Annotated in this window: 18 protein-coding genes; all 18 read left to right on the top strand. The window is 37.3% G+C overall.

The window, feature by feature from the left end; genetic code table 11:
* Positions 1–1,001: 1,001 nt before the first annotated feature.
* The 18 genes from metG to mfd all read left to right on the top strand — a co-directional run bounded on the left by metG (position 1,002) and on the right by mfd (position 22,720).
* Positions 1,002–2,999 carry a methionine--tRNA ligase gene (metG, locus tag V179_RS0104830; RefSeq protein ID WP_028390532.1) on the top strand — a complete coding sequence of 666 codons (1,998 nt, stop codon included), beginning with the start codon at positions 1,002–1,004 and terminating at the stop codon, positions 2,997–2,999.
* 629 nt (positions 3,000–3,628) lie between these two features.
* Positions 3,629–4,396, top strand: coding sequence for a TatD family hydrolase (locus V179_RS0104825; protein ID WP_028390531.1), 768 nt, complete (start codon positions 3,629–3,631; stop codon positions 4,394–4,396).
* 279 nt (positions 4,397–4,675) lie between these two features.
* Entirely contained in the window at positions 4,676–5,827 is a 1,152-nt protein-coding gene (locus V179_RS0104820) for a ubiquitin-like domain-containing protein (RefSeq protein WP_407637229.1), read from the top strand.
* Between the two features lie 398 nt (positions 5,828–6,225).
* Positions 6,226–6,789 carry a ribonuclease M5 gene (gene rnmV / locus V179_RS0104815; protein ID WP_034300637.1) on the top strand — a complete coding sequence of 188 codons (564 nt, stop codon included), beginning with the start codon at positions 6,226–6,228 and terminating at the stop codon, positions 6,787–6,789.
* Positions 6,782–7,660 carry a 16S rRNA (adenine(1518)-N(6)/adenine(1519)-N(6))-dimethyltransferase RsmA gene (gene rsmA, locus V179_RS0104810; protein ID WP_028390528.1) on the top strand — a complete coding sequence of 293 codons (879 nt, stop codon included), beginning with the start codon at positions 6,782–6,784 and terminating at the stop codon, positions 7,658–7,660. Before rnmV ends, rsmA begins: the two co-directional genes overlap by 8 nt.
* 436 nt (positions 7,661–8,096) lie before the next feature.
* Complete coding sequence (gene yabG / locus V179_RS0104805; protein WP_028390527.1) at positions 8,097–8,975, top strand: sporulation peptidase YabG; 879 nt, start codon at positions 8,097–8,099, stop codon at positions 8,973–8,975.
* A gap of 470 nt (positions 8,976–9,445) precedes the next feature.
* Positions 9,446–9,697, top strand: coding sequence for a biofilm formation stimulator Veg (gene veg, locus V179_RS0104800; protein ID WP_028390526.1), 252 nt, complete (start codon positions 9,446–9,448; stop codon positions 9,695–9,697).
* A gap of 278 nt (positions 9,698–9,975) precedes the next feature.
* Entirely contained in the window at positions 9,976–10,152 is a 177-nt protein-coding gene (locus V179_RS0104795) for a small, acid-soluble spore protein, alpha/beta type (protein ID WP_028390525.1), read from the top strand.
* Between the two features lie 499 nt (positions 10,153–10,651).
* Positions 10,652–11,521: a 4-(cytidine 5'-diphospho)-2-C-methyl-D-erythritol kinase gene (gene ispE / locus V179_RS0104790; RefSeq protein ID WP_028390524.1), complete on the top strand. Its 870-nt coding sequence runs from the start codon at positions 10,652–10,654 to the stop codon at positions 11,519–11,521.
* Between the two features lie 61 nt (positions 11,522–11,582).
* Positions 11,583–12,401: a pur operon repressor gene (gene purR, locus V179_RS0104785; RefSeq protein WP_028390523.1), complete on the top strand. Its 819-nt coding sequence runs from the start codon at positions 11,583–11,585 to the stop codon at positions 12,399–12,401.
* A 17-nt stretch (positions 12,402–12,418) separates the two neighbouring features.
* Positions 12,419–12,796, top strand: coding sequence for a RidA family protein (locus V179_RS0104780; RefSeq protein WP_028390522.1), 378 nt, complete (start codon positions 12,419–12,421; stop codon positions 12,794–12,796).
* Between the two features lie 332 nt (positions 12,797–13,128).
* Complete coding sequence (spoVG, locus tag V179_RS0104775) at positions 13,129–13,425, top strand: septation regulator SpoVG (RefSeq protein ID WP_028390521.1); 297 nt, start codon at positions 13,129–13,131, stop codon at positions 13,423–13,425.
* Positions 13,426–13,912: 487 nt separating this feature from the next.
* Positions 13,913–15,286, top strand: coding sequence for a bifunctional UDP-N-acetylglucosamine diphosphorylase/glucosamine-1-phosphate N-acetyltransferase GlmU (gene glmU, locus V179_RS0104770; RefSeq protein WP_028390520.1), 1,374 nt, complete (start codon positions 13,913–13,915; stop codon positions 15,284–15,286).
* Between the two features lie 15 nt (positions 15,287–15,301).
* Positions 15,302–16,255, top strand: a complete 954-nt coding sequence (locus tag V179_RS0104765) for a ribose-phosphate diphosphokinase (RefSeq protein ID WP_028390519.1) — start codon at positions 15,302–15,304, stop codon at positions 16,253–16,255.
* Between the two features lie 565 nt (positions 16,256–16,820).
* Complete coding sequence (locus tag V179_RS0104760) at positions 16,821–17,465, top strand: 50S ribosomal protein L25/general stress protein Ctc (protein WP_028390518.1); 645 nt, start codon at positions 16,821–16,823, stop codon at positions 17,463–17,465.
* Between the two features lie 528 nt (positions 17,466–17,993).
* Positions 17,994–18,557, top strand: coding sequence for an aminoacyl-tRNA hydrolase (gene pth / locus V179_RS0104755; protein WP_028390517.1), 564 nt, complete (start codon positions 17,994–17,996; stop codon positions 18,555–18,557).
* Between the two features lie 85 nt (positions 18,558–18,642).
* The gene (locus tag V179_RS0104750; protein WP_028390516.1) at positions 18,643–18,873 is read left to right on the top strand and encodes an anti-sigma-F factor Fin family protein; all 231 of its coding nucleotides are present in this window, start codon (positions 18,643–18,645) and stop codon (positions 18,871–18,873) included.
* Between the two features lie 310 nt (positions 18,874–19,183).
* A complete protein-coding gene (gene mfd / locus V179_RS0104740; protein WP_028390515.1) occupies positions 19,184–22,720 on the top strand; it encodes a transcription-repair coupling factor in 3,537 nt (1,178 codons plus the stop codon).
* Positions 22,721–22,835 lie beyond the last annotated feature (115 nt).

Below are 22,835 nucleotides of genomic sequence, written 5' to 3'. Positions count from 1 at the left end.
AATATTCGACAATTTTTATAAATATTATAATACCAGCCATTCCCAAATTCGTCAATCCTTTTATTTAGGTTTATACATTTTTTTGAAAAAAACTAAAAAAAAACAGGTTAAACTTAAGGATTTATTGAAAACAGTTATCTGAATGAATGACAAAGGAATGAAAATATGATTACATTTTATCCTTTCGCTTTATTCTTCATTTCGACATAATTCGACAAAATACCTTATGTAAAATTCTTTAAAAATATGATTATTTACCCTTTTCTCATTATACTTCTTCACAAATTTAAAACACAAGAGAAAATGTTAATTAAAGGAAATCAATAGTAAAAATTTTTAGATATTTTCAATCAGTAACAATTTACCGATTGAAAGAAAACAGTAATGGATAATCCTATTGTTAGTAAGATGTTTGGATTGGGAAATGAGTTGCGATTGTTAGTGATTTTAGGTATATTCTTTGGGTATAAGAGGTAATGCTGACAATAAGAAAAACTCACGTTTAAAAAGCTGTCATTTAGTGTTGCGGAGCCTAATTAATATTAGGAGCCAACAACTGATCATGCTATTAAGCTTTGTGAATATAGACCTTTTATATAGATTTTAACTTTTGTATAAGTTTTCAAGGCCATATTGATTTTCTTTCATAAAGAGGAATATGGCGTTAAAACGTTACCACTTATCATGAAGGATATATCACGAAGCACGCTATACTCGCCTAATCTCAATGGTGGCGGTGTGAAGCTGGAATTTTGGATGCTTTCTCAATAAATCAGTATCCCTGATATATAGATATTAGTAAGTCGCGGGGCCCATCCCCATGTCCTTTATACAAAAAGCCCTAACCGATTAAATTCTGTAACTTTGTCTCTATTAAAAGTTAATCTCAATAGATTTTCTTTATCGCTCTTATGGTGAGATAAGGTAATATAGAGGTATAGGTTAAAAACTAAGGTAGTGAACATCATTTAAGGATTTACATATGATAGGAGGAAAAAACAATGGAAGAAAAACTGAAGACATTTTATATTACAACCCCAATCTATTATCCAAGTGGGAATTTACATATTGGACATGCCTATACAACGGTAGCTGGTGATGCAATGGCTCGTTACAAGCGTATGCGTGGATTCGATGTTATGTATTTAACAGGTACAGATGAGCATGGACAAAAGATTCAAAGAAAAGCTGAGGAACAAGGAGTTACCCCACAGGAATACGTGGATACTATTGTTTCTGGAATTAAAGATTTATGGACGAAGCTTGATATATCCTATGATGACTTTATTCGAACTACGGAAACTCGTCATAAGGATGTGGTAGAGAAAATATTTAAACGATTACTTGATCAAGGAGATATTTACTTAGACCAGTATGAGGGTTGGTATTCTGTTCCAGATGAAACTTTCTATACTGAGCTTCAATTAGTCGACCCGATTAAAGAAAATGGAAAAGTTATCGGAGGAAAGAGCCCAGATAGCGGCCATCCAGTAGAATTAGTGAAAGAAGAATCTTATTTCTTTAAGATGGGGAAATATGCAGATCGACTTTTGAAATATTACGAAGAAAACCCTGAATTTATTCAACCTGAATCACGTAAAAATGAAATGATTAATAACTTTATTAAACCAGGTTTAGAGGATTTAGCTGTTTCTCGTACAACCTTTGATTGGGGAGTTAAAGTACCAGGCGATCCTAAACATGTCATTTATGTTTGGATTGATGCGCTTTCTAATTATATTACCGCACTAGGATATGGAACAGAAGATGATTCAAACTATCTAAACTATTGGCCGGCAGATGTTCATCTGGTTGGGAAGGAAATTGTGCGTTTCCATACGATCTATTGGCCAATCATGTTAATGGCACTTGATATTCCACTTCCTAAGAAGGTGTTCGCGCATGGGTGGTTGCTAATGAAAGATGGAAAAATGTCAAAATCGAAAGGAAATGTAGTCGACCCAGTAACATTAATTGACCGCTACGGACTAGACGCACTTCGTTACTATCTGCTTCGTGAAGTTCCTTTCGGTTCTGACGGAGTGTTTACTCCAGAAGGCTTTGTAGAACGAATTAATTTTGACTTAGCAAATGATTTAGGTAATTTACTGAATCGTACCGTTGCGATGATTGAAAAGTATTTTGATGGAGTGATTCCTGAGTATAAAGGTTCTATTGGAGAATTTGATAAATCTTTGCTTGAAGCAAATGAAAATACAGTAGTTAGCTATGAAGAAGCCATGGAGAAAATGGAGTTTTCAGTGGCACTCTCTGGAATCTGGCAGCTAGTAAGCAGAACGAATAAATACATTGATGAAACACAGCCGTGGGTACTAGCAAAAGATGATGGCAAGCGTGAAGAATTGGCAAGTGTAATGGTGCATTTAGCTGAGACGTTAAGAAGAACAGCTATTTTATTAATGCCGTTTTTAACAAAAACACCAGAGAAGATTTTTAATCAATTAACTATTACAGACGAAACAATAAAGTCATGGGATAGTTTAGAGAAATTTGGTCTTATTCCAGCGCAAACAAAGGTTGAAAAAGGCGATCCTATCTTCCCACGTCTTGAAATGCAGGAAGAAATAGAGTTTATTAAAGAGCAAATGCAAGGAAGTGCTCCTCAACCAGAAGCGAAGAAAGAAGAATCGAAAGTAGAAGAAATTCCCGAAGTAGATGAAATTACTATTGATGACTTCATGAAAGTGGAATTACGTGTTGCACAAGTTTTGGAAGTGGAACCTGTTAAGAAAGCGGACAAATTGCTGAAGTTACAGCTTGATCTAGGATATGAAAAGCGACAAGTCGTCTCTGGAATTGCCCAATATTATACGCCAGAAGAATTAGTAGGAAAAAAAGTAATTTGTGTAACAAATCTCAAACCTGTGAAGTTGCGTGGTGAATTATCACAAGGGATGATTCTAGCAGGAAGCGGTGAAGGAAAGCTTTCAGTAGCAACAGTTCCTGATGCATTGCCAAATGGCTCAAAAGTAAAATAATAATAATCATAAATAGCATAAAAATGTTCCATGTGAAACATTTTTATGCTATTTTTTTCATTTTTTTATGCTGTATAACGCTAATGATTTTGGATATATATTTTATGAAAGATTAGTCATGAGGCTCTAGCAAAAGAGCAATATTCATATTCTGCATTAACGGGTAGTTATGCCCCAACTGATTGACGTTTCACCTTATTATCAATCATAATTTTACCCATGGGCTATCGCTAAAAAGAATAGGACTCGTATAGTATAATAAAAAAAGTATTTGATAAACTACAGATGAAAAGAAAGTCTGTTTGCAAAGATAAAAAAGATTTGTAAAATAAAAGGAGTTTTTCTTGCGTTTTAGTGTGAAGGACATGGGGGACGGGGCTTCAAGATTTACTAATATGGCCAATCCATTTAGCGGGTATACTTACTTTATCGAGAAAGTATCTAAAATCCAGCTCTGCACCGCCACCATTGTGATTAGGTGGGGATAACTTGCTTCTGGATTGAGTTTTCTTAGTAAATAATTACATATTAATGCAGTAGAAGTTTTGTTTGTAATATATTTGTTACATAAATGAGAAACATGAAAACTTGTAATTACTAATAGAATATTACTAGAGAGGGCGAAGATGATGTTATTTGATACACATGTTCATTTGAATGATAAGCAGTTTGATGAAGATTTGGAAGAGGTGATTCAAAGGACGAAAGAAACTGGCGTTTCCAATATGGTCGTTGTTGGGTTTGACCGACCAACGATAATACGTGCAATGGAATTGGTTGAAAAATATGATTTTATCTATGCTGCAGTAGGGTGGCATCCTGTTGACGCAGTTGACATGACAGACGAAGATCTAAACTGGATTGAGGATTTAGCCTCGCATCCTAAGATAGTTGCGATTGGTGAAATGGGACTGGATTATCATTGGGATAAATCACCAAAGGACATCCAGAAAGATGTGTTTAGAAAACAAATAAAGCTAGCGAAAAAGGTAAAACTACCAATTATTATTCATAATAGAGAAGCAACAGCAGATATTGTTGAAATACTGAAAGAAGAGAATGCACATGAAGTAGGTGGCATTATGCACTGCTTTAGCGGCAGCCCCGAAATTGCCAAGGAATGCTTAGAGATGAACTTCTACATTTCGCTTGGAGGACCTGTAACATTTAAGAATGCTAAAAAACCGAAAGAAGTTGCTGCTGAAATACCACTAGACCGTTTGCTAATTGAAACAGATTGTCCATATCTTGCGCCTCATCCATTCCGCGGAAAACGTAATGAGCCTGCATATGTAAAATTGGTAGCAGAGCAAATTGCAGAAATTAAAGAGATTACATTTGAAGAAGTAGCTGAGGCAACAACTCGGAATGCAAAGAAATTATTCGGCATAAACTGACAGCAATTTTTGTCAGTTTCTCGCTAAATTTGTCTAATGGAAACTTGTTTCTCAAAAGTTCTACAAATCTCAAGTGGTTCATGGGATAGACGTGTCGATAACTCTTCCTTTTCAATTTACTAGAGAGTGTTCATAATAGGAACTACTTTCCAAATTAAGAACTGTATGAGTTGACAGCTTTGTTAGAATGTCTATATAATCACCCAGAGGAAGGAGGAGTTTTTCATTATATTACAATCTATGAAAAACCTAATTCCCAAGTCTTTTGGGAAAAAAAGAATAGCTATTGTGCTAGGTGGTACGATAATAGTCGCTGCTTCAGTAGGAATGCTGTTTTATCAAGGGACAAAGAACACGGTGTCATTAACGCTTAATGGACAGAAAACAATCGTGAAAACACATGCCGCTACCGTAAATGATATATTGGCAGAATTCGAGATTACTGCAAAAGCTGAAGATTATATACATCCTTCGAAAGACAGTATCATAAAGGATGGGTTAGAGGTCGAGTGGAGACCAGCCCAGCAAGTGAGGCTGAATATTGATGGAAAAGAAACAGTCATTTGGACAACAGCCAAAAAAGTAGAGGAATTTCTTTCGGAACAGAAATTGGATGTTGCAACACATGATAAGCTTAGCCATTCTGAAGATTCAAAAATTGAAGATAACATGCAGATTGCCATCGAAAGAGCTTTTCCAATAAAGCTAGTTTTAGGTGGTAATGAACAGCAGGTTTGGTCAACTTCGACTACGGTCGCTGACTTTTTAAGGCAACAAGGTGTGAAGCTCAATGAATTAGATCGAGTTGAGCCACAGCTGGCAGAAAACGTTCAACCACAGAATACTGTTAACGTCATAAGAATTGAAAAAGTCACCGATGTAGTGGAAGAACCTGTTCAGTTTGCAACCATCACGAAGAAGGACGATACATTGCATAAAGGTAAAGAAAAAGTTGTGCGTGAAGGTAAGAACGGAATAATATCTAGGCAGTTTGCAGTTACAAAAGAAAACGGTAAAGAAGTTGATCGTGCACTTATATCTGAAAAAGTTGTAACTGAAAAAACAGACAAAGTGGTAGCAGTAGGGACGAAACAATTAGTTGCCCAAGTGTCCCGTGGAGAAGATAATTCTCAAGGTTCAGGCAGGGAGCTTTACGTGTCGTCGACTGCTTACACAGCAAGCTGTAATGGTTGTTCAGGAACCACAGCTACAGGTGTTAATCTAAAACAAAACCCTAATGCCAAAGTCATCGCTGTTGACCCGAGAGTGATACCCCTTGGTACAAAGGTATATGTTGAAGGATATGGATATGCAATTGCAGCGGATAAAGGTGGAGCTATTAAAGGACATAAAATAGATGTGTTCTTTCCCTCAAAATCGGATGCATACCGATGGGGAGTAAAAAAAGTGAAAATCCGCGTCTTAAATTAATCAGTTTACAGTGGCAGGGGATTGCATATCTCCTGCTTTTTTACGTTATAATGGTACAAGTAAAGTTTAAAGATCCTAAAACATACACATTTCTATATTAATTAGTATTAGACGGTGTGACACTATAAAGTGAAACTTCAATCATAATCAGTGACGTTACTCTTCATCCCCCACTGATTGTCCCATTCTAGTGTCGCTAGGTTTTAAAGCGACACTACGAACCCGGTTTGACAATCACAGACTAAGTACGCAATGTCCGTTAGGCTTTCGTCTGTGTGACCCACATCCATGGGAGCAAACTTTACCCTGCTCATGCATCGGTAAGTTTCACTGACACTAATCGGGCTTTTACTGTCCGTTAATGTGGGATAAATAGTTTCAGTTATTTGGAGGAAAATATGAGAAAAATTAAAGAAATTATTGTTGTAGAAGGTAAAGATGATACCGTTGCAATAAAGCGGGCTGTCAACGCTGATACCATTGAAACAAATGGGTCTGCTATTAATAAATCAGTGATTGATCAAATAACACTTGCTCAGCAAACGAGGGGCGTTATTATTTTTACTGATCCAGATTTCCCTGGACAGAAAATACGGAATACAATCACAGAACAAGTACCGGGATGCAAGCATGCATTCTTATCTAAGGAGCAGGCGTTGCCAAAGACAGGTAGGGGACTCGGTGTTGAGCACGCATTACCTGAAGCGATTCGCAATGCATTGAAGGAAGCTCAAACAATGGATGAGGATGCAAGTGAAGAGATTTCCAAGGAAGAGCTAATCGAGGCAAGATTGATTGGCGGAGAAGGTGCACGGGAAAGAAGAGAGCAGCTTGGGCTTTTATTGAAAATCGGATTTACAAACGGGAAACAGTTACATAAAAGGCTGAAGATGTTCCAAATCTCAAGAGATGATTTTTATCATGCAATTAACAAGATGGATCAGGAGGAAAAACATGCATAAGGATATAGCAACACCGATTCGTACACAGGAAATTTTAAAAAAGTACGGTTTTGCGTTTAAAAAGAGTCTGGGTCAAAATTTTTTAATTGATACGAATATATTACGAAGAATTGTGGAACACGCTGAATTGACTGAAGCGAGTGGTGCTATTGAAATTGGACCAGGAATAGGTGCATTGACGGAGCAACTCGCGAAGAGTAGTAAAAAAGTGACAGCCTTTGAAATTGATCAGCGTCTTCTACCTATTTTGAAAGACACATTATCACCCTACAATAATGTAACTGTCATCCATGAAGATATTCTAAAAGCGGATGTGGAGAAAGTAATAGCAGAAGAATTTATAGGTATCGACGATGTAATGGTCGTAGCGAACCTTCCCTATTATGTAACGACACCAATCATTCTGAAATTATTGACAGAAAATTTACCAATTCGCGGATTGGTTGTGATGCTGCAGAAAGAAGTGGCAGATCGTATTGCTGCTAAACCGGGAACGAAAGAATACGGCTCTTTATCAATCGCGATTCAATATTACACGGAAGCTGAAACGGTTATGATTGTTCCAAAAACGGTGTTTATGCCACAGCCAAATGTAGATTCAGCTGTCATTCGATTAGTGAAAAGAGCAAAACCGATTGTTGAAGTAAAAGATGAAGAATTTTTCTTTACAGTGACCCGTTCAAGCTTTGCGCAGCGTAGGAAGACCATTCTTAATAATTTAACGAGCCAACTACCTGATGGGAAATCTAAAAAAGATCAAATTCTAAAAGCGTTGGGACATACCGGAATAGACCCAACAAGACGAGGAGAAACCTTATCTATTGAAGAATTCGGCAGACTAAGTGATGAACTCCTTCTTTATTTTAAATAAACCAGAGTAAGAAGAGGTTGCCCCAAAACGAAAGGTCAGACCAAATATCCCTATATATCGTTTAAGACGTGAACATGACATAAACGGTGTATAGAGTGTGAGGTCACTTTTGGGACAACCTCTTTTTCTGTGGAAAAGGGGCGGGGCTTTGAAATATGTCCGCACCTGCATAAGGTTATACAATTTGAGAACCCGAAATTTATTTCAACATTAGGTTGGGCAGACACCTATGAATGTTTTTTATATGTTTTGCTATCTAGCTAAAAGCCGTCTAATACCTCTAGTCATACGTTCTTATGTTAAACCTAGGTGCATGTACTTTTCCAATATTACGAATTGGCCATATGGACATTTCACAAATCGAGATGAGCATGCATAGTGTAAAAGGAATGAAAATCTGACAAGACATGATGTTATCTTGTCACGAGGTGAGAGTATGAATTTACGAGTGAATGATATTGTCGGAAGATCATCATATGGGTGTGACATTTTATTCAGAGTGATTGACATACATTTAGTGGATGGAAGCCAGGTTGCAATCCTATACGGTGAGGATATCCGCTTAATTGCAGATGCGCCTTTTAGCGACTTAATTAAAATTAATGAAGAAGAAAGGCAAACCCGGCAAAAAACAAGCGAGGCTCTCCAAGAACAATCGTATCATTTATTTAACCAAGATAAACAGTTACAAACAGAGAAAAGTAATTACCAATTAAGCGATGGGTATCGGTATAATGGGGAGTTTTTTCAAATTCCGGGAAAAGTGTTGCATATTGATGGGGATGCCTCGTATTTAAATAAATGCCTTACATTATATGAAAAGATTGGAGTTCCAGTAAAAGGAGTTTATTGTAATGAGAAAGAGATGCCTATCCGCATTGGTAGTCTTATTGATCAATATCGTCCAGACATCTTGGTTATTACAGGTCATGATGCATATTCGAAGTCCAAAGGTCCTCTTCAGGACATAAATGCTTATCGGCATTCTAGGCATTTTGTGCAAACGGTGCGAGAAGCAAGAAATAAAATCGCACACCTTGATCAACTTGTTATTTTTGCTGGGGCTTGTCAATCACATTTCGAGTCGTTAATTCAAGCAGGTGCCAATTTTGCGAGTTCACCATCAAGAGTGAATATACATGCGTTAGATCCTGTGTATATAGTCGCTAAAGTCAGCTTCACGCCATTTACCGACTATATTCATGTATGGGATGTGCTTAGAAATACATTAACGGGTGAAAAGGGACTCGGGGGTATTGAAACGAGAGGAGTTCTTAGAACCGGTATGCCATATAATATCAATAAAGATGAATAAAAGGGAGGTCCAAAAGCAAAGGGTCAGAACCTCGCAACAACTAACCACAGTATAAGTCACGTGTATGAAACACGAATACTGATTTAAAGTGTGAGGTCAGACCCTTATGAGACACCCTTTTGTTTTTATCCGAATGGAAGTGGGGCACGTAGTCATTCTACCTAGGTTATGGAGAATTATAAATAGTGCTTCAACACAGCAGTCTTATTAAAGTTGCTTTGTGTACATCTGTCCTTAAACTCGGGTCGTGCCGTTTAACGTAGCGCGATATGGGTTTATATGGACAAGATTGGAAGCGTAAGGTTTACATAATTTTTCTAAATAATAGAGATAATAAAAAATGTATTTAAATTATTACGTATTTACATAAAAAAATATTGACAAACAAATTTAAATGCTGATATAATTTATTATTTTGTTTGACCTTATTGCTGGTTTGTGATATACTAAACTTAGTGAGGTGGACCGAAATGCCAAAAACTTTAGCGGATATTAAAAATTCACTAGACTCCAATTTGGGGAAACGGTTGCTCTTAAAAGCAAACGGCGGAAGAAGAAAAACTGTTGAACGTTTTGGTACGTTAGCAGAGACTTATCCGGCTGTCTTTGTGATTGAGCTCGATCAGGATGAAAATGCGTTCGAAAGAGTATCTTACAGCTATGCAGATGTATTAACGGAAACAGTAGAATTAACATTTTTGAATAAACAGCAAGAAATGTAACTTTAAGTGGCAGCAAACTATTGTTTGCTGTTTTTTTTATTGTCTAGCGCACTATACGAAGTCTATCCCTTATTAACGGGCAGTATGACTTACAAGTTAAAGTTTTATTTTATTATGCTAAATACTTTTCTGGCTTTATATGATGAAAAAGAGAATGGACATTTTAACCCATTATAGATATTCAATAAAATTTCCAAATGGATAAATAAGGAGTTCATGTTTTATTTCTGAATGTAGAAACTAGAATTGTGCAGCATGATAAAAAGGGGCTGATTCGTTTGGGCAGAAGAAAAGGCATCATGTCACCAGGTCTTAAAGAAGAATTAGCTAAGGAATTGGGGTTTTATGATGTTGTCCAAAAGGAAGGCTGGGGAGGAATACGAGCACGCGATGCGGGTAATATGGTTAAACTTGCTATCGAAATGGCTGAGCGCCAATTGATGGAGAAAAGATAATCAAGCATGGTTGAGCGAATTTTACCGAACACTTAATAAATCATCGCTGCACATTAGTTTATAAAGCCAGACCCTTTATCCACTTATGGAGTCTAACAAAATGTTAGATGGCCATGCGGATAGGTCTGGCTTTTTATCCCATGAAAACCTGATTTGAGAAATACAGTGAAACTTACTGATACGTAAGCAGAGGTAAAGTTTGCACCTACAGAATGTGGGGCACACAGAAGATAGACTAAAGGACATCGCATATTTAGTCTATCTTCTGTGATTCATTGAGTTAGGTTAGTAGTGTCGCTTTATCGAAGATTTAGCGAAGACCTCATTGATTGTAGTTTCATTTTATCACTACCTCAATATCACCTTTAAAACATTTCTTATTTTCGTTGTAGTTTTGAATAGTATGCATTGAAATTACCATGAAAAAACCTTTAGAATGAAATCAAATATGATAAAATAGGACAAGAACTTTAGAAGAACGTAAAAGTAGGTGGAAATATTGAAGCTTATGGAGAAAGCGCCGGCTAAGATTAATTTAGCATTGGATGTGCTTTTTAAGCGGCCGGATGGATACCATGAGGTGGAAATGATCATGACGACGGTCGATTTGGCAGATAGAATTGAACTGAAGGAGATCGGTGGAAATCAAATCGAAATTCTATCACATAATCGTTTTGTTCCTGATGATCATCGGAATTTAGCTTATCAAGCAGCATACGTATTAAAGCAACGATATGGAATTAACACAGGGGTTCAAATTGCTATAGAAAAAAATATCCCTGTAGCAGCTGGTTTAGCTGGAGGTAGCAGTGATGCGGCAGCTACTCTTAGAGGGTTGAATAAACTTTGGAAATTAAATTTATCTATGGACGAGCTTGCTGAAATTGGCGCAGAGATTGGTTCAGATGTTTCATTTTGCGTTTATGGCGGTACTGCTTTAGCAAAAGGGAGAGGCGAGAAAATTGTACAGTTACCTGCTCCACCTAAATGTTGGGTAGTCCTAGCTAAGCCTACAATTGGAGTATCTACCGCCGATATTTATCGAAGACTCCAGGTTGGGAACATTAGCCATCCAAATATTAAGGAAATGATCTCTGCGATTGAAAACAATAGCTATGAAAGAGTATGCAATGGGCTTGGGAATGTACTTGAACAAGTTACATTGCAATTATATCCTGAGGTTGCGAATATTAAGTCACAAATGAAAAACTTTGGTGCAGATGCGGTGTTAATGAGTGGAAGCGGGCCCACGGTGTTTGGTCTAGTAGAACATGATTCCCGTATGCAGCGAATTTATAATGGCTTGCGTGGCTTTTGCGATCAAGTATATGCAGTTAGGATGTTAGGTGATTTAAGTGCTATTGAATAAAATCGGACGTTAGTGTTATATTTATTACATAATATTCGTTTTTTTGGCGAGGAGTGTTAAAATGAAATTTAAGCGTAGCGAGAGGCTTATTGATATGACAAATTATTTACTTGCTCATCCCGGCCGCTTGGTGTCGCTCACTTTTTTTGCCGAAAGATACAGTTCGGCAAAGTCATCAATTAGTGAAGATTTAACCATTATTAAAGACACGTTCGAACAGAGAGGAATTGGAACGTTAACGACAGTACCTGGAGCTGCAGGTGGTGTAAAATACTTGGTAGGCATTAAGTCAGATGAAGCAACCGCTTTTATCGATCATCTTTGCAGTATTATAGCGAGCCCTGAACGTCTGTTGCCAGGTGGATATTTATATATGACAGATATTTTGGGTCACCCAGAGACAGTTAATATGATTGGTCGAATTATTGCTGCGGCTTACGCTGATAAGCAGGTAGAAGTCATCATGACCATGGCCACAAAAGGAATTCCATTAGCTTATGCAGTGGCCAATTATTTAAATGTTCCAGTTGTGATTGTTCGGAGAGATAACAAAGTAACGGAAGGGCCTACGGTTAGTATTAATTATGTATCTGGATCATCTAAACGTATTCAGACAATGGTTCTTTCAAAAAGAAGTCTAGAGGAAGGGTCTAATGTCCTGATTGTCGATGATTTTATGAAAGCCGGCGGTACTGTTAAAGGGATGGTTAGCTTACTAGATGAGTTCAAAGCAACTCTTGCTGGAATTACTGTTTTTGTGGAGTCAGAAGAAATAGAAGAACGCCTTATCGATCAATTTGTTTCTTTAATAAAATTAACAGAAGTAGATGAACGTGATAAAATAATCTCAGTATCAAGAGGTAATTATTTAAATAATTGAATGATAAAGGAGAGGGCATGATGAAATCTATCCGTACTAACGAGGCACCTGCTGCAATTGGTCCATATTCACAAGGAATTATCGTCAATAATCTTTTTTTTAGTTCAGGACAAATTCCACTTACAGCGGAAGGGGAAATGGTAACGGGTGATGTTAGAGAACAAACTCACCAAGTATTTAACAATCTGAAGGCTGTATTAAAAGAAGCTGGTGCTTCCTTTGAAACTGTTATTAAAGCGACCGTTTTCATTAAGAGCATGGACGACTTTAGCAGTATTAATGAAGTATATGGTGAATATTTTTCAACTCATAAGCCGGCACGTTCTTGTGTAGAGGTAGCTTGCCTTCCTAAAGACGCTTTAATTGAAATTGAAGTAGTTGCGCTCGTTAAATAATACGGGCGTTTTTTTATGAATAAAAGTAGTACCTTGTTTTTCAGGCAAGTTTTTGCTGTATACATAAGCTCCAACTTTCGTGCATGCCCTCATAGTAACGCTTTTGTATTAAACAAGCACTCTGATAGCGTAAGCAAAGTTTCGTTACATATCTTTATTTTTGTTGTAACCATCTTACTACCCCCCTATTAAATCCTAATAATAACAATAAAAGAAAAAATATAAATATTATTTACATTTTTTAAAAAAATAGCATTTTAAAAAAGGAGAATACGTTATCCTTGTTGAATATATATTCTAAGTTTTTAATTTATTTAAGGTGGTGAACAGGAATGGAAGTAACTGACGTAAGATTACGCCGCGTAAATACTGATGGTCGAATGAGGGCTATCGCCTCTATTACTTTGGATAATGAATTTGTTGTCCATGATATTCGTGTGATTGATGGTAATAATGGTCTTTTCGTTGCAATGCCTAGTAAAAGAACGCCGGATGGAGAATTCCGCGATATCGCCCATCCAATTAATTCTTCAACACGTGGTAAAATCCAGGAAGCTGTTTTAGCGGAATATCATCGTTTAGGAGAATTGGAAGTTGAATTAGAAGAAGCTGGAGCAGGAGCTTCGTAAAATAATTTAAATGGAATAGCATCAGGAGCCTACTTCAAAAGTAAGGCTCTTTTTAGTGTTTATTCAAGAAGTGCTGTGGATTTTTAGATTCCCCCTATACCCTCATTGGCATATAGAAAAAATTTCCCTAATAAAATTTGTTAATAGCGCTAAAAAAGTCTTTAGAAAAGTATATAATAAAGAGAGACTTATTTGTGACCAATTGAGCAAGTTGATTTGGTACTCAAACTTATGAAATATAGAATATCCTTAAACATGATACCGTGCGTTAATCTTCAAAAGGGATGCGCATAGTGAAGTCAAGCTGCAATAGGGGCATTATTCTGGCTTTGCAAGGTGTGTATAATTTGATGAAGTCGCTGGGAGAGTAGGATATGTCATAGAAGCAATGAGATAGGAAAGTTGCGCTTCTGCTTTTCTTGTTGAAAACTATACCTATTTAAGATAATATTTTTAATGGATAAAAAGGTAAAGATGGAGGCCTGTTATGATGAATCGCTATGCAGTCATTTTGGCGGCAGGACAAGGTACCAGAATGAAATCTAAACTATACAAAGTCTTGCATCCTGTATGTGGCAAACCAATGGTCCAACATGTTGTGGATCAGGTTAGTCAATTACAAATAGAAGAGATTGTAACTGTTACTGGACATGGAGCGGAAAAGGTTCAGGAACAGCTTGGTTCTGCATGTGTGTATGCCTTGCAAGCAGAACAGTTAGGGACGGCTCATGCTGTGATGCAAGCTGATCATATGCTGGGTGAAAAGGACGGAACGACCATTGTTGTTTGTGGAGATACACCGTTAATTAAAGCGGACACCATGGAAGCCTTGATGAAGATTCATGAAGAAACGAATGCAAAAGCGAGTATTCTGACAGCCCTAGCGACAAACCCAGATGGGTACGGTCGTATTATTCGAAATGAAGCGGGTCTTGTTGAGAAAATTGTGGAGCATAAAGATGCGAATGATTTAGAACGAAATGTGAAGGAAATTAATACGGGTACGTATTGTTTTGATAACAAAGCTTTATTTACAGCCTTACAAAAAGTGTCTAATGATAATTCACAAGGTGAATATTACCTTCCGGATGTCATTGAAATTTTAAAATCTCAAGGAGAGGTTGTTACGGCTTATCAAACGGAAGATTTTAATGAGACGATGGGTGTCAATGATCGAGTTGCTTTGTCACAAGCAGAGAAGTTGATGCGTCAGCGTATTAATGAAGGCCATATGCGAAGTGGTGTGACTATTATTGACCCTGAAAATACGTATATAGAAGCAGATATTACAATTGGCTCAGATACTATCATTTACCCAGGATCGATCATTAAAGGAAACAGTATGATCGGGAGCGATTGTATCATTGGACCTCATACAGAAATTGATAATTGTCATATAGGTAACAGCTCAATTTTGAGACAATCAGTAGCTTCTGACAGTAGCATTGGTGATCATGTTAATATAGGTCCCTTTGCGCATATCCGTCCACAATCGGATATTAAGGATGAAGTGAAAATCGGCAACTTTGTTGAGATTAAGAAAACAGTTTTTGGTAAGGGAAGCAAAGCATCACATCTAAGTTACATTGGAGATGCTGAAGTTGGAGAAGATGTAAATATAGGCTGTGGTTCCATTACAGTTAATTACGATGGTTATAATAAACACTTAACCAAAATTGAAGATGAAGTCTTTATAGGCTGTAATTCTAATTTGGTGGCACCTGTAACTGTAGGAAAAGGCGCATATGTTGCTGCTGGGTCTACGATTACTTCGGATGTACCAGGGAATGCCTTGTCCATTGCTCGTGCTCGTCAAGTTAATAAAGAAGATTATATTAAGAATCTGAAATTTAATAAATAACCTGTGGAGGTCATCATGTCAAATCAGTATTTAGATCCAAATTTAAAAGTTTTTTCTTTAAATTCAAACCTTGGTTTAGCGGAAGAAATTGCAGAAGTGATTGGCGTAGAGCTGGGTAAATGCTCTGTTACTCATTTTAGTGATGGTGAAATTCATATTAATATCGAGGAAAGCATCCGTGGTTGTGATGTCTATGTAATCCAATCAACAAGTGATCCTGTGAATGAGCACTTGATGGAAGTATTGATTATGATTGATGCTTTGAAACGTGCCTCTGCAAAAACAATTAATATCGTTATGCCATATTATGGATATGCTCGTCAGGATCGTAAAGCGCGTGCTCGTGAACCTATTACAGCTAAGCTTGTAGCTAATTTATTAGAAACGGCTGGGGCGCACCGTGTAATTGCATTAGATCTGCATGCTCCACAAATCCAAGGATTCTTTGACATTTTGATTGACCACATGCAGGCTGTACCTATTTTAGCCGATTACTTTGAGGGTAAAAATTTGAAAGATGTTGTCGTTGTCTCTCCAGACCACGGTGGGGTTACGCGTGCCCGTAAGTTGGCAGATCGCTTAAAAGCTCCAATTGCTATTATCGACAAACGCCGTCCACGTCCAAATGTGGCAGAGATTATGAATATTGTCGGGAACATTGAAGGGAAAACGGCAATTCTAATTGATGATATTATCGATACAGCGGGTACAATTACTTTAGCTGCTAACGCTCTTGTTGAAAATGGGGCGACAGAAGTGTATGCGTGTTGTACACACCCAGTTTTATCGGGACCTGCTATTGATAGAATCAAAAATTCAAAAATCAAAGAATTGGCTGTAACTAACTCTATTGCTTTATGTGAAGAGAAAAAAATAGATAAAGTTGTACAATTATCAGTGGCTCCATTAATTGCGGAAGCAATTATCCGTGTTCATGAAGAACAATCTGTTAGTACTTTATTTGATTAATAAAAAAATAGCAGAGATTATAGTCTGAGCTCCATATATGGGATTCAGAAAAAATGCATTTATGCCGTAGCCAGTTCTCGATATTTAATCGGGGGCTGGTTATTTAGTTTTATTTGGGTTCTTTCATGTTAAATTAATTAATATATTCTTTCACTATTTCTGTGAGTTTACCTATCCCTTTATTAAAATGTATTTTTTTCCACGGGCCGTTCAAGCCTATGAGTTTCTCCATTCCTATACCACTGTATCCATATCCTTACTTGGTTACTACTTTTAATACCTAGTACTTCACTAATTCGGTAGAAGAATGACCATTTTTATAGCTTCCCATTTTATTTCGGCTGGATAATGCACTCTTGTCTCCATAAAAAAACACCTCTTATGTCATATAGTTTTATCTATATGACATAAGAGGTGTTTTTCCTTTATCCAATCTAAGGGTTCAGTTTATTATTTCCTTGCTGTTTTTTTTATGTTTTCAAAAAAATGTTTAGAAGTTTCAAATTAAGGGCAATTTTTATAGAGAGGAACTATGAGTTTTGATTAGAAAGGTGGAATGAGATATATGAGTAATGTATTAGTAGCGAAAGAGCGAGTAAAATCTCAAGGGTCCATATTACGTCAATTAAGATTGAGTGGCGAAATTCCTGCAGTTGTGTACGGTAACAACAATGAAAGCACAGCAATCTCAATTAACGGCGGAGACTTCTTTAAAACAATTAAAGAGGTCGGGAGAAATGGAATTATTTCTTTAGATGTTGAAGGTCAAAAGAAAAATGTCATGCTTACAGACTATCAACAAGACCCACTTAAAAGTAGTATTTATCATGCTGATTTTCTTATTGTAAATATGTCTACTGAACTGCAGACACATGTCAGAGTTAATCTTGTAGGAGACTCTACGGGTGTTAAAGATGGCGGTGTGTTACAACAAGCTGTTCATGAATTGACGATTACCGCTAAGCCGAATGATATCCCTGAAGCTATCGATGTAGATGTAACAAATTTAGCGGTTGGTGATGTTGTAACAGTAGGAGATGTAAAAGATAATTATAGGATTACATTTAACCATGAAGATGAAGAAGTTATTGCATCAGTCCTTGCTCCACGCCATGAAGAGGAAATCAATACAGGTGAGCAGCAAGATGGAGGTATTCCTGAAAACCAAGAAGGTCGTGAAACAAAAGCTTCGCCTGAATCTAAAGGATAAGAGTTCCTTACATGTCGAAAGTTGTTCGACAGGATTCTTGCATATCAAACATTCTGAACATGATATAATAGACGTAACCGTTGAAGGTTGCGTCCTTTTTATTATTGTATAGAAAAGCTCATCCATGATGTTAAATCTTATACTGCTTGCAACTATATGTAGAGATGAGGTAAGATTTTCATAGGATGTTTAAAAATTTAATGTATTGTAATTAAAAGCTGGTGACCTTTTTTTCTGTGGAAAAGGGGTGGGGCTTCGCAAAATCAGCGCGACACCGCCATCTACATAAGATAATTCAGTTTTTAGAACCTGAACCTTTTTCATCGGTGGGCTTTAAAGCAGATGCTCATGGATGATTCTAATAAAAGTGAAACTTCAATCAGTGTGGGGAGGTCTTCATCCCCCATTGTTAGTTGAACCAATGAGGCTTTTACGCAGTTTATTCCCCACCTACGCTTCTTCGATTCTTCTAAGCCTTAAGGTGGGGGATTTGACTTCCGTTAATGCGGGATAAATGGAGTGTGAATCATGAAATTGATCGTTGGGCTAGGGAATCCTGGCAGACAATACGAGAAAACAAGACATAATATTGGGTTTGAAGTAATAGATGAGCTTTCGAAAAAGTGGTCGATTCCTTTAGATCAAGCAAAGCATAAAGGGGTTTATGGAATCGGTTCGGTAAATGGTGAAAAGGTCTTGTTGCTAAAGCCACTAACATATATGAATTTATCAGGAGAGTCCATTTCGGCTGTTATGACTTTCTTTAAACTTGAGGTAGAGGATTTAGTCATACTATATGATGATTTAGATTTGCCTGTTGGTAGAATTCGCTTGCGTCAAAAGGGCAGTGCAGGTGGACATAATGGAATTAAATCAACAATTGCTCACCTAGGTATACAAGAGTTCAACCGAATCAGAGTCGGTATCGGTCGACCAGAGGGAAGAATTCCTGTGTCTGACTATGTATTGGGTCGATTTACCGAAGAAGAGTGGACAAAGATTGGAGAGACAATTGAAAAAAGCGCCCTTGCATGTGAGGAATGGTTGAAGTCCCCATTCTTACAAGTTATGAATGAGTATAATCAATCATAATGCTAAAAAAGTTTTGGAGGCTGAATATTATCCCCCTATTTAGGCCAATAATAAGGGTAATCTTTCTAAATTAGGGGGTTAGTTAATGGCTCTCCATTACACATGTAGGCATTGTGGCACTAAGATAGGAACGTTAAGTGAAACTATACTACATTCAGAGCAGCTGGGTCTTACCCAACTTAATGATGAGGAACGGCAAGATATGATTGCTTATGATTCAGTGGGGAATGTACATGTGAAAGCAATTTGCGAAGATTGCCACGAAGCATTGCAAAAGAACCCTGACTTGCATCAAAATGATTATATAATTCATTAAGCGGAAGTAAGCTTTGGATCGAAATCCAAAGCATTTTTCCGTTTCAGTATTTTTGAATTGGCTATGTTAAAGCTCATTATTGATTTTGGCACTATGTTGATTGGAACAGAAGGTGTGATACTCCTGCTAAGAAAAGCGAGTCAAAGGGAGACCCCACAGGCGCACAGCCCTGAGGAAGCTCCCGGACCGCCAGCGGAAAGCGAACACCTTACCTTCCAATCAACAGGCAAGTTTATCAGAGCCTTTGAATCAATAAATAATGGAATATATATAGGCAGTAAAATAGTCAGAAAAGGGAGGAGAAGGTGAGATGAATGGTTTACAAAATTTATTCACTAAACATAATGAAGTCCATTCGTTACTAACTGGGATCAATGAAGGACTGAAGGAGCAATTAGTTTCTGGATTATCAGGTTCATCCCGCTCGATGTTAATTGCAGCATTGTATGAAGAAACAGAAAGGCCATTACTGGTTGTTACACATAATCTATTGCAGGCTCAAAAACTTCAGGAAGATTTGGTGAATTTTATTTCCGAAGAGGAGTTGTTTATCTACCCTTCAAACGAATTAATTGCCGCTGAGTTGAGTGTCGCGAGTCCTGAGCTAAGAGCCCAGCGCATAGAGGCTTTAAATTATTGGTCATATGCAAAAAAAGGCGTTGTTATTGTACCAATTCCGGGTTTGCGAAAAATGTTGCCATCAAAAGAATTATGGCAGAAGTATCAATTACACTTTTCATTAGGGACAGATGTTGATTTAGATAGCTTATTACATACTTTCATTACTATGGGGTATTCAAGATCAGAAATGGTTTCATCGCCCGGCGAATTTAGCTTAAGAGGCGGTATTATTGATATTTATCCGATAACCGAGCCCAATCCAATTCGAATTGAATTATTTGATACAGAAATTGATTCAATCCGGACATTTTCGCTCGAGAATCAACGTTCACTTAATAAACTCGACCATATAAAGATTGGCCCGGTGACTGAAAATCTCTTGGAGTCTGAACATTATGAAAGAATCATCGAGTTGCTAGATAGTAAATTAAGCAAAAGTTTAACGAAGATAAAAAATAATCAAGCTAAGGAACAAATGCTGCAAACGATCTCGCATGAGTTAGAGCAGCTAAAAACGGGGCACAGACCTGATCAAGTCTTTAAATATTTAAGTCTTGCTTATGAAAGACCTACTAGTTTGCTAGATTACATGCCGAGTAATGGGTTAATTATCCTAGATGAGATTAGTCGAATTCAAGAAATTAACGATACACTTGAAAAAGAAGAGGCGGAATGGTACACAAGCTTGCTTGAAGCGGGTCAAATAGTACATGATATTCAAATTTCGCACAAGCTCCCCGAGCTTATCGCACAATCAAGGCAGAAATTGATATACTTATCGTTGTTTTTGCGCCATGTACCGCATACAAACCCGCAAAATATCTTGAATTTTACATGTAAGCAAATGCAAAATTTTCATGGACAAATGAATGTTTTTAAAGCTGAAATCGAACGTTGGAAAAAAGGGAAGTATGCAGTAGTTATTTTAGGTCCTGATGATGAACGGGTAAAAAAACTAGTAGGTGTTTTGGCAGATTATGATATCGATGCTGCGGAACTTTCAGATTCGAGCAAGATTTTACCGGGAAAGGTTCAAATTCTTAAAGGCAGTTTGAATACGGGATTTGAATTACCACTTCAAAAATATGCGGTGATTACGGAGCAGGAATTATTTAATAAAAAAACGAAAAAGTCGGCAAGACGTCAAAAGCTTTCAAATGCTGAAAGGATAAAAAGTTATTCAGAATTGAACGTGGGAGACTATGTGGTTCATGTGAATCACGGAATCGGTAAATATTTGGGTATCGAGACCCTTACGATTAATGGCATTCATAAAGATTATTTGCATCTTCGCTATCAAGCGGATGATAAATTATATGTACCTGTAGATCAAATTAATCTAGTTCAGAAATACGTAGGCTCAGAAGGGAAGGAACCGAAGCTTTATAAATTGGGCGGAAGCGATTGGAAGCGAGTAAAAAACAAAGTTCAGTCCTCTGTTCAAGATATTGCAGATGATCTTATTAAACTTTATGCAGAACGAGAAGAAGCAAAAGGATATGCCTTCTCCCCAGATGGAGACTTGCAACGTGAATTTGAGAGTGCGTTTGCATATAATGAAACGGATGATCAGCTGCGCTCTATACATGAGATAAAAAAAGACATGGAGCGCGAAAGACCGATGGATCGTTTACTTTGCGGCGATGTGGGATATGGGAAGACGGAAGTGGCGATTCGCGCTGCCTTCAAAGCAATGGCGGACGGAAAACAAGTGGCCTTTCTAGTACCAACTACAATTCTTGCCCAGCAGCATTTTGAGACGCTTCGTGAACGGTTCCAAGACTATCCGATTAATATAGGACTAATGAGCCGTTTTCGAACAAGAAAGCAACAAATTGAAACGATGAAAGGCCTGAAAGCGGGTACGATAGATATCGTAGTAGGAACACACAGATTGTTATCAAAAGATATTGAATATCGTGATCTCGGATTACTTATTATTGATGAAGAGCAACGTTTTGGTGTTACTCATAAAGAGAAAATCAAAAAGCTAAAAACAAATGTAGACGTATTGACGTTAACAGCTACGCCTATTCCGAGGACGTTGCATATGTCTATGCTCGGCGTTAGGGATTTATCTGTCATTGAAACACCACCTGAGAATCGTTTTCCGATTCAGACCTATGTAATGGAGTACAACGGTGTTTTAGTAACCGAGGCTATTGAAAGAGAAATGGCAAGAGGAGGGCAGGTTTATTTTCTATACAATAGGGTAGAGGATATTGCAAGAAAGGCAGAAGAAATTTCCATGTTAGTGCCTGATGCCCGAGTCACATATGCGCATGGTCGTATGACAGAACAAGAATTAGAAGCGGTCATGTTTGGTTTCATAGAAGGAGAATACGATGTGCTAGTCAGTACAACAATTATTGAAACCGGTGTTGATATTCCAAATGTGAATACATTAATTGTACATGACGCTGATCGAATGGGGCTTTCTCAACTTTATCAGCTAAGAGGCCGAGTAGGGCGTTCTAATCGGATCGCCTATGCATTTTTTACCTATCGAAAGGACAAGGTCTTAACGGAGGTAGCTGAGAAGAGGCTTCAATCGATTAAAGAATTTACAGAACTAGGCTCAGGTTTTAAAATCGCTATGCGTGATTTATCAATTCGAGGAGCCGGAAACTTGTTAGGATCTCAGCAACACGGCTTCATTGACTCTGTTGGATTTGATTTATTCTCGGAAATGCTCAAAGAAGCTGTCGAAGCAAAAAGGAACGATAAACCTGTTGAAGAGAAACCAACAATTGAAATTGATGTGGATGTGGATGCTTATATCCCTGATTCGTATATTTCTGATGGTCATCTAAAGATTGAAATGTATAAAAGATTTAGAGGCATCTCCACCTTAGAAGACTTAGATGAATTGAAAGAAGAAATCGTCGATCGTTTTGGGGATTATCCACCTGAAGTAGCCTATTTATTATTAATTTCAGAAATCAAAGTGTATGCAAGTCTTGCGTCTGTTGAAAGCATTAAGCAATTGAAGCAGGAAATTACGATTTTTATTTCTGAAAAGGAAAGTAGTAATATTGATGGACAAAAAGTATTTCATTTGAGTTCGAAGTTTGGTCGAGCAGTTGGGCTAGGTATGGAAGGGAATCGAATGAAGCTAGTGCTTCATTTAAAAGGTATGGACCATGACAAATGGTTAAGTATATTATTCGAACTTGTGAAGGGTCTACAGCATGTCAATAAAGAAAATCAAACGATAAATAAATAAATTGGTACCATAGGTAAACCAACAAAAAAGTAATTTTCTAAGGAAATAAAGAAAAAATTTTTCAAAGTGCATAGAACTTTCCATAAGAAAAATACTATATTCAAGGTCGGTAATG

The sequence above is a fragment of the Bacillus cihuensis genome, assembly GCF_000504145.1.
Classification (GTDB): Bacteria; Bacillota; Bacilli; order Bacillales; family DSM-1321; genus Peribacillus; species Peribacillus huizhouensis.
This window is presented reverse-complemented; position numbering and strand designations above follow the sequence as displayed.

Excerpts from the sequence above, each read along its gene's own strand:
- veg (WP_028390526.1), top strand. The coding sequence starts at position 9,446 with ATGCCAAAAACTTTAGCGGATATTAAAAATTCACTAGACTCCAATTTG.
- spoVG (WP_028390521.1), top strand. The coding sequence starts at position 13,129 with ATGGAAGTAACTGACGTAAGATTACGCCGCGTAAATACTGATGGTCGA.
- pth (WP_028390517.1), top strand. The coding sequence starts at position 17,994 with ATGAAATTGATCGTTGGGCTAGGGAATCCTGGCAGACAATACGAGAAA.
- V179_RS0104825 (WP_028390531.1), top strand. The coding sequence starts at position 3,629 with ATGTTATTTGATACACATGTTCATTTGAATGATAAGCAGTTTGATGAA.
- yabG (WP_028390527.1), top strand. The coding sequence starts at position 8,097 with ATGAATTTACGAGTGAATGATATTGTCGGAAGATCATCATATGGGTGT.
- V179_RS0104765 (WP_028390519.1), top strand. The coding sequence starts at position 15,302 with ATGTCAAATCAGTATTTAGATCCAAATTTAAAAGTTTTTTCTTTAAAT.
- V179_RS0104760 (WP_028390518.1), top strand. The coding sequence starts at position 16,821 with ATGAGTAATGTATTAGTAGCGAAAGAGCGAGTAAAATCTCAAGGGTCC.
- glmU (WP_028390520.1), top strand. The coding sequence starts at position 13,913 with ATGATGAATCGCTATGCAGTCATTTTGGCGGCAGGACAAGGTACCAGA.
- metG (WP_028390532.1), top strand. The coding sequence starts at position 1,002 with ATGGAAGAAAAACTGAAGACATTTTATATTACAACCCCAATCTATTAT.
- rsmA (WP_028390528.1), top strand. The coding sequence starts at position 6,782 with ATGCATAAGGATATAGCAACACCGATTCGTACACAGGAAATTTTAAAA.
- purR (WP_028390523.1), top strand. The coding sequence starts at position 11,583 with ATGAAATTTAAGCGTAGCGAGAGGCTTATTGATATGACAAATTATTTA.
- V179_RS0104750 (WP_028390516.1), top strand. The coding sequence starts at position 18,643 with ATGGCTCTCCATTACACATGTAGGCATTGTGGCACTAAGATAGGAACG.
- rnmV (WP_034300637.1), top strand. The coding sequence starts at position 6,226 with ATGAGAAAAATTAAAGAAATTATTGTTGTAGAAGGTAAAGATGATACC.
- V179_RS0104780 (WP_028390522.1), top strand. The coding sequence starts at position 12,419 with ATGATGAAATCTATCCGTACTAACGAGGCACCTGCTGCAATTGGTCCA.
- mfd (WP_028390515.1), top strand. The coding sequence starts at position 19,184 with ATGAATGGTTTACAAAATTTATTCACTAAACATAATGAAGTCCATTCG.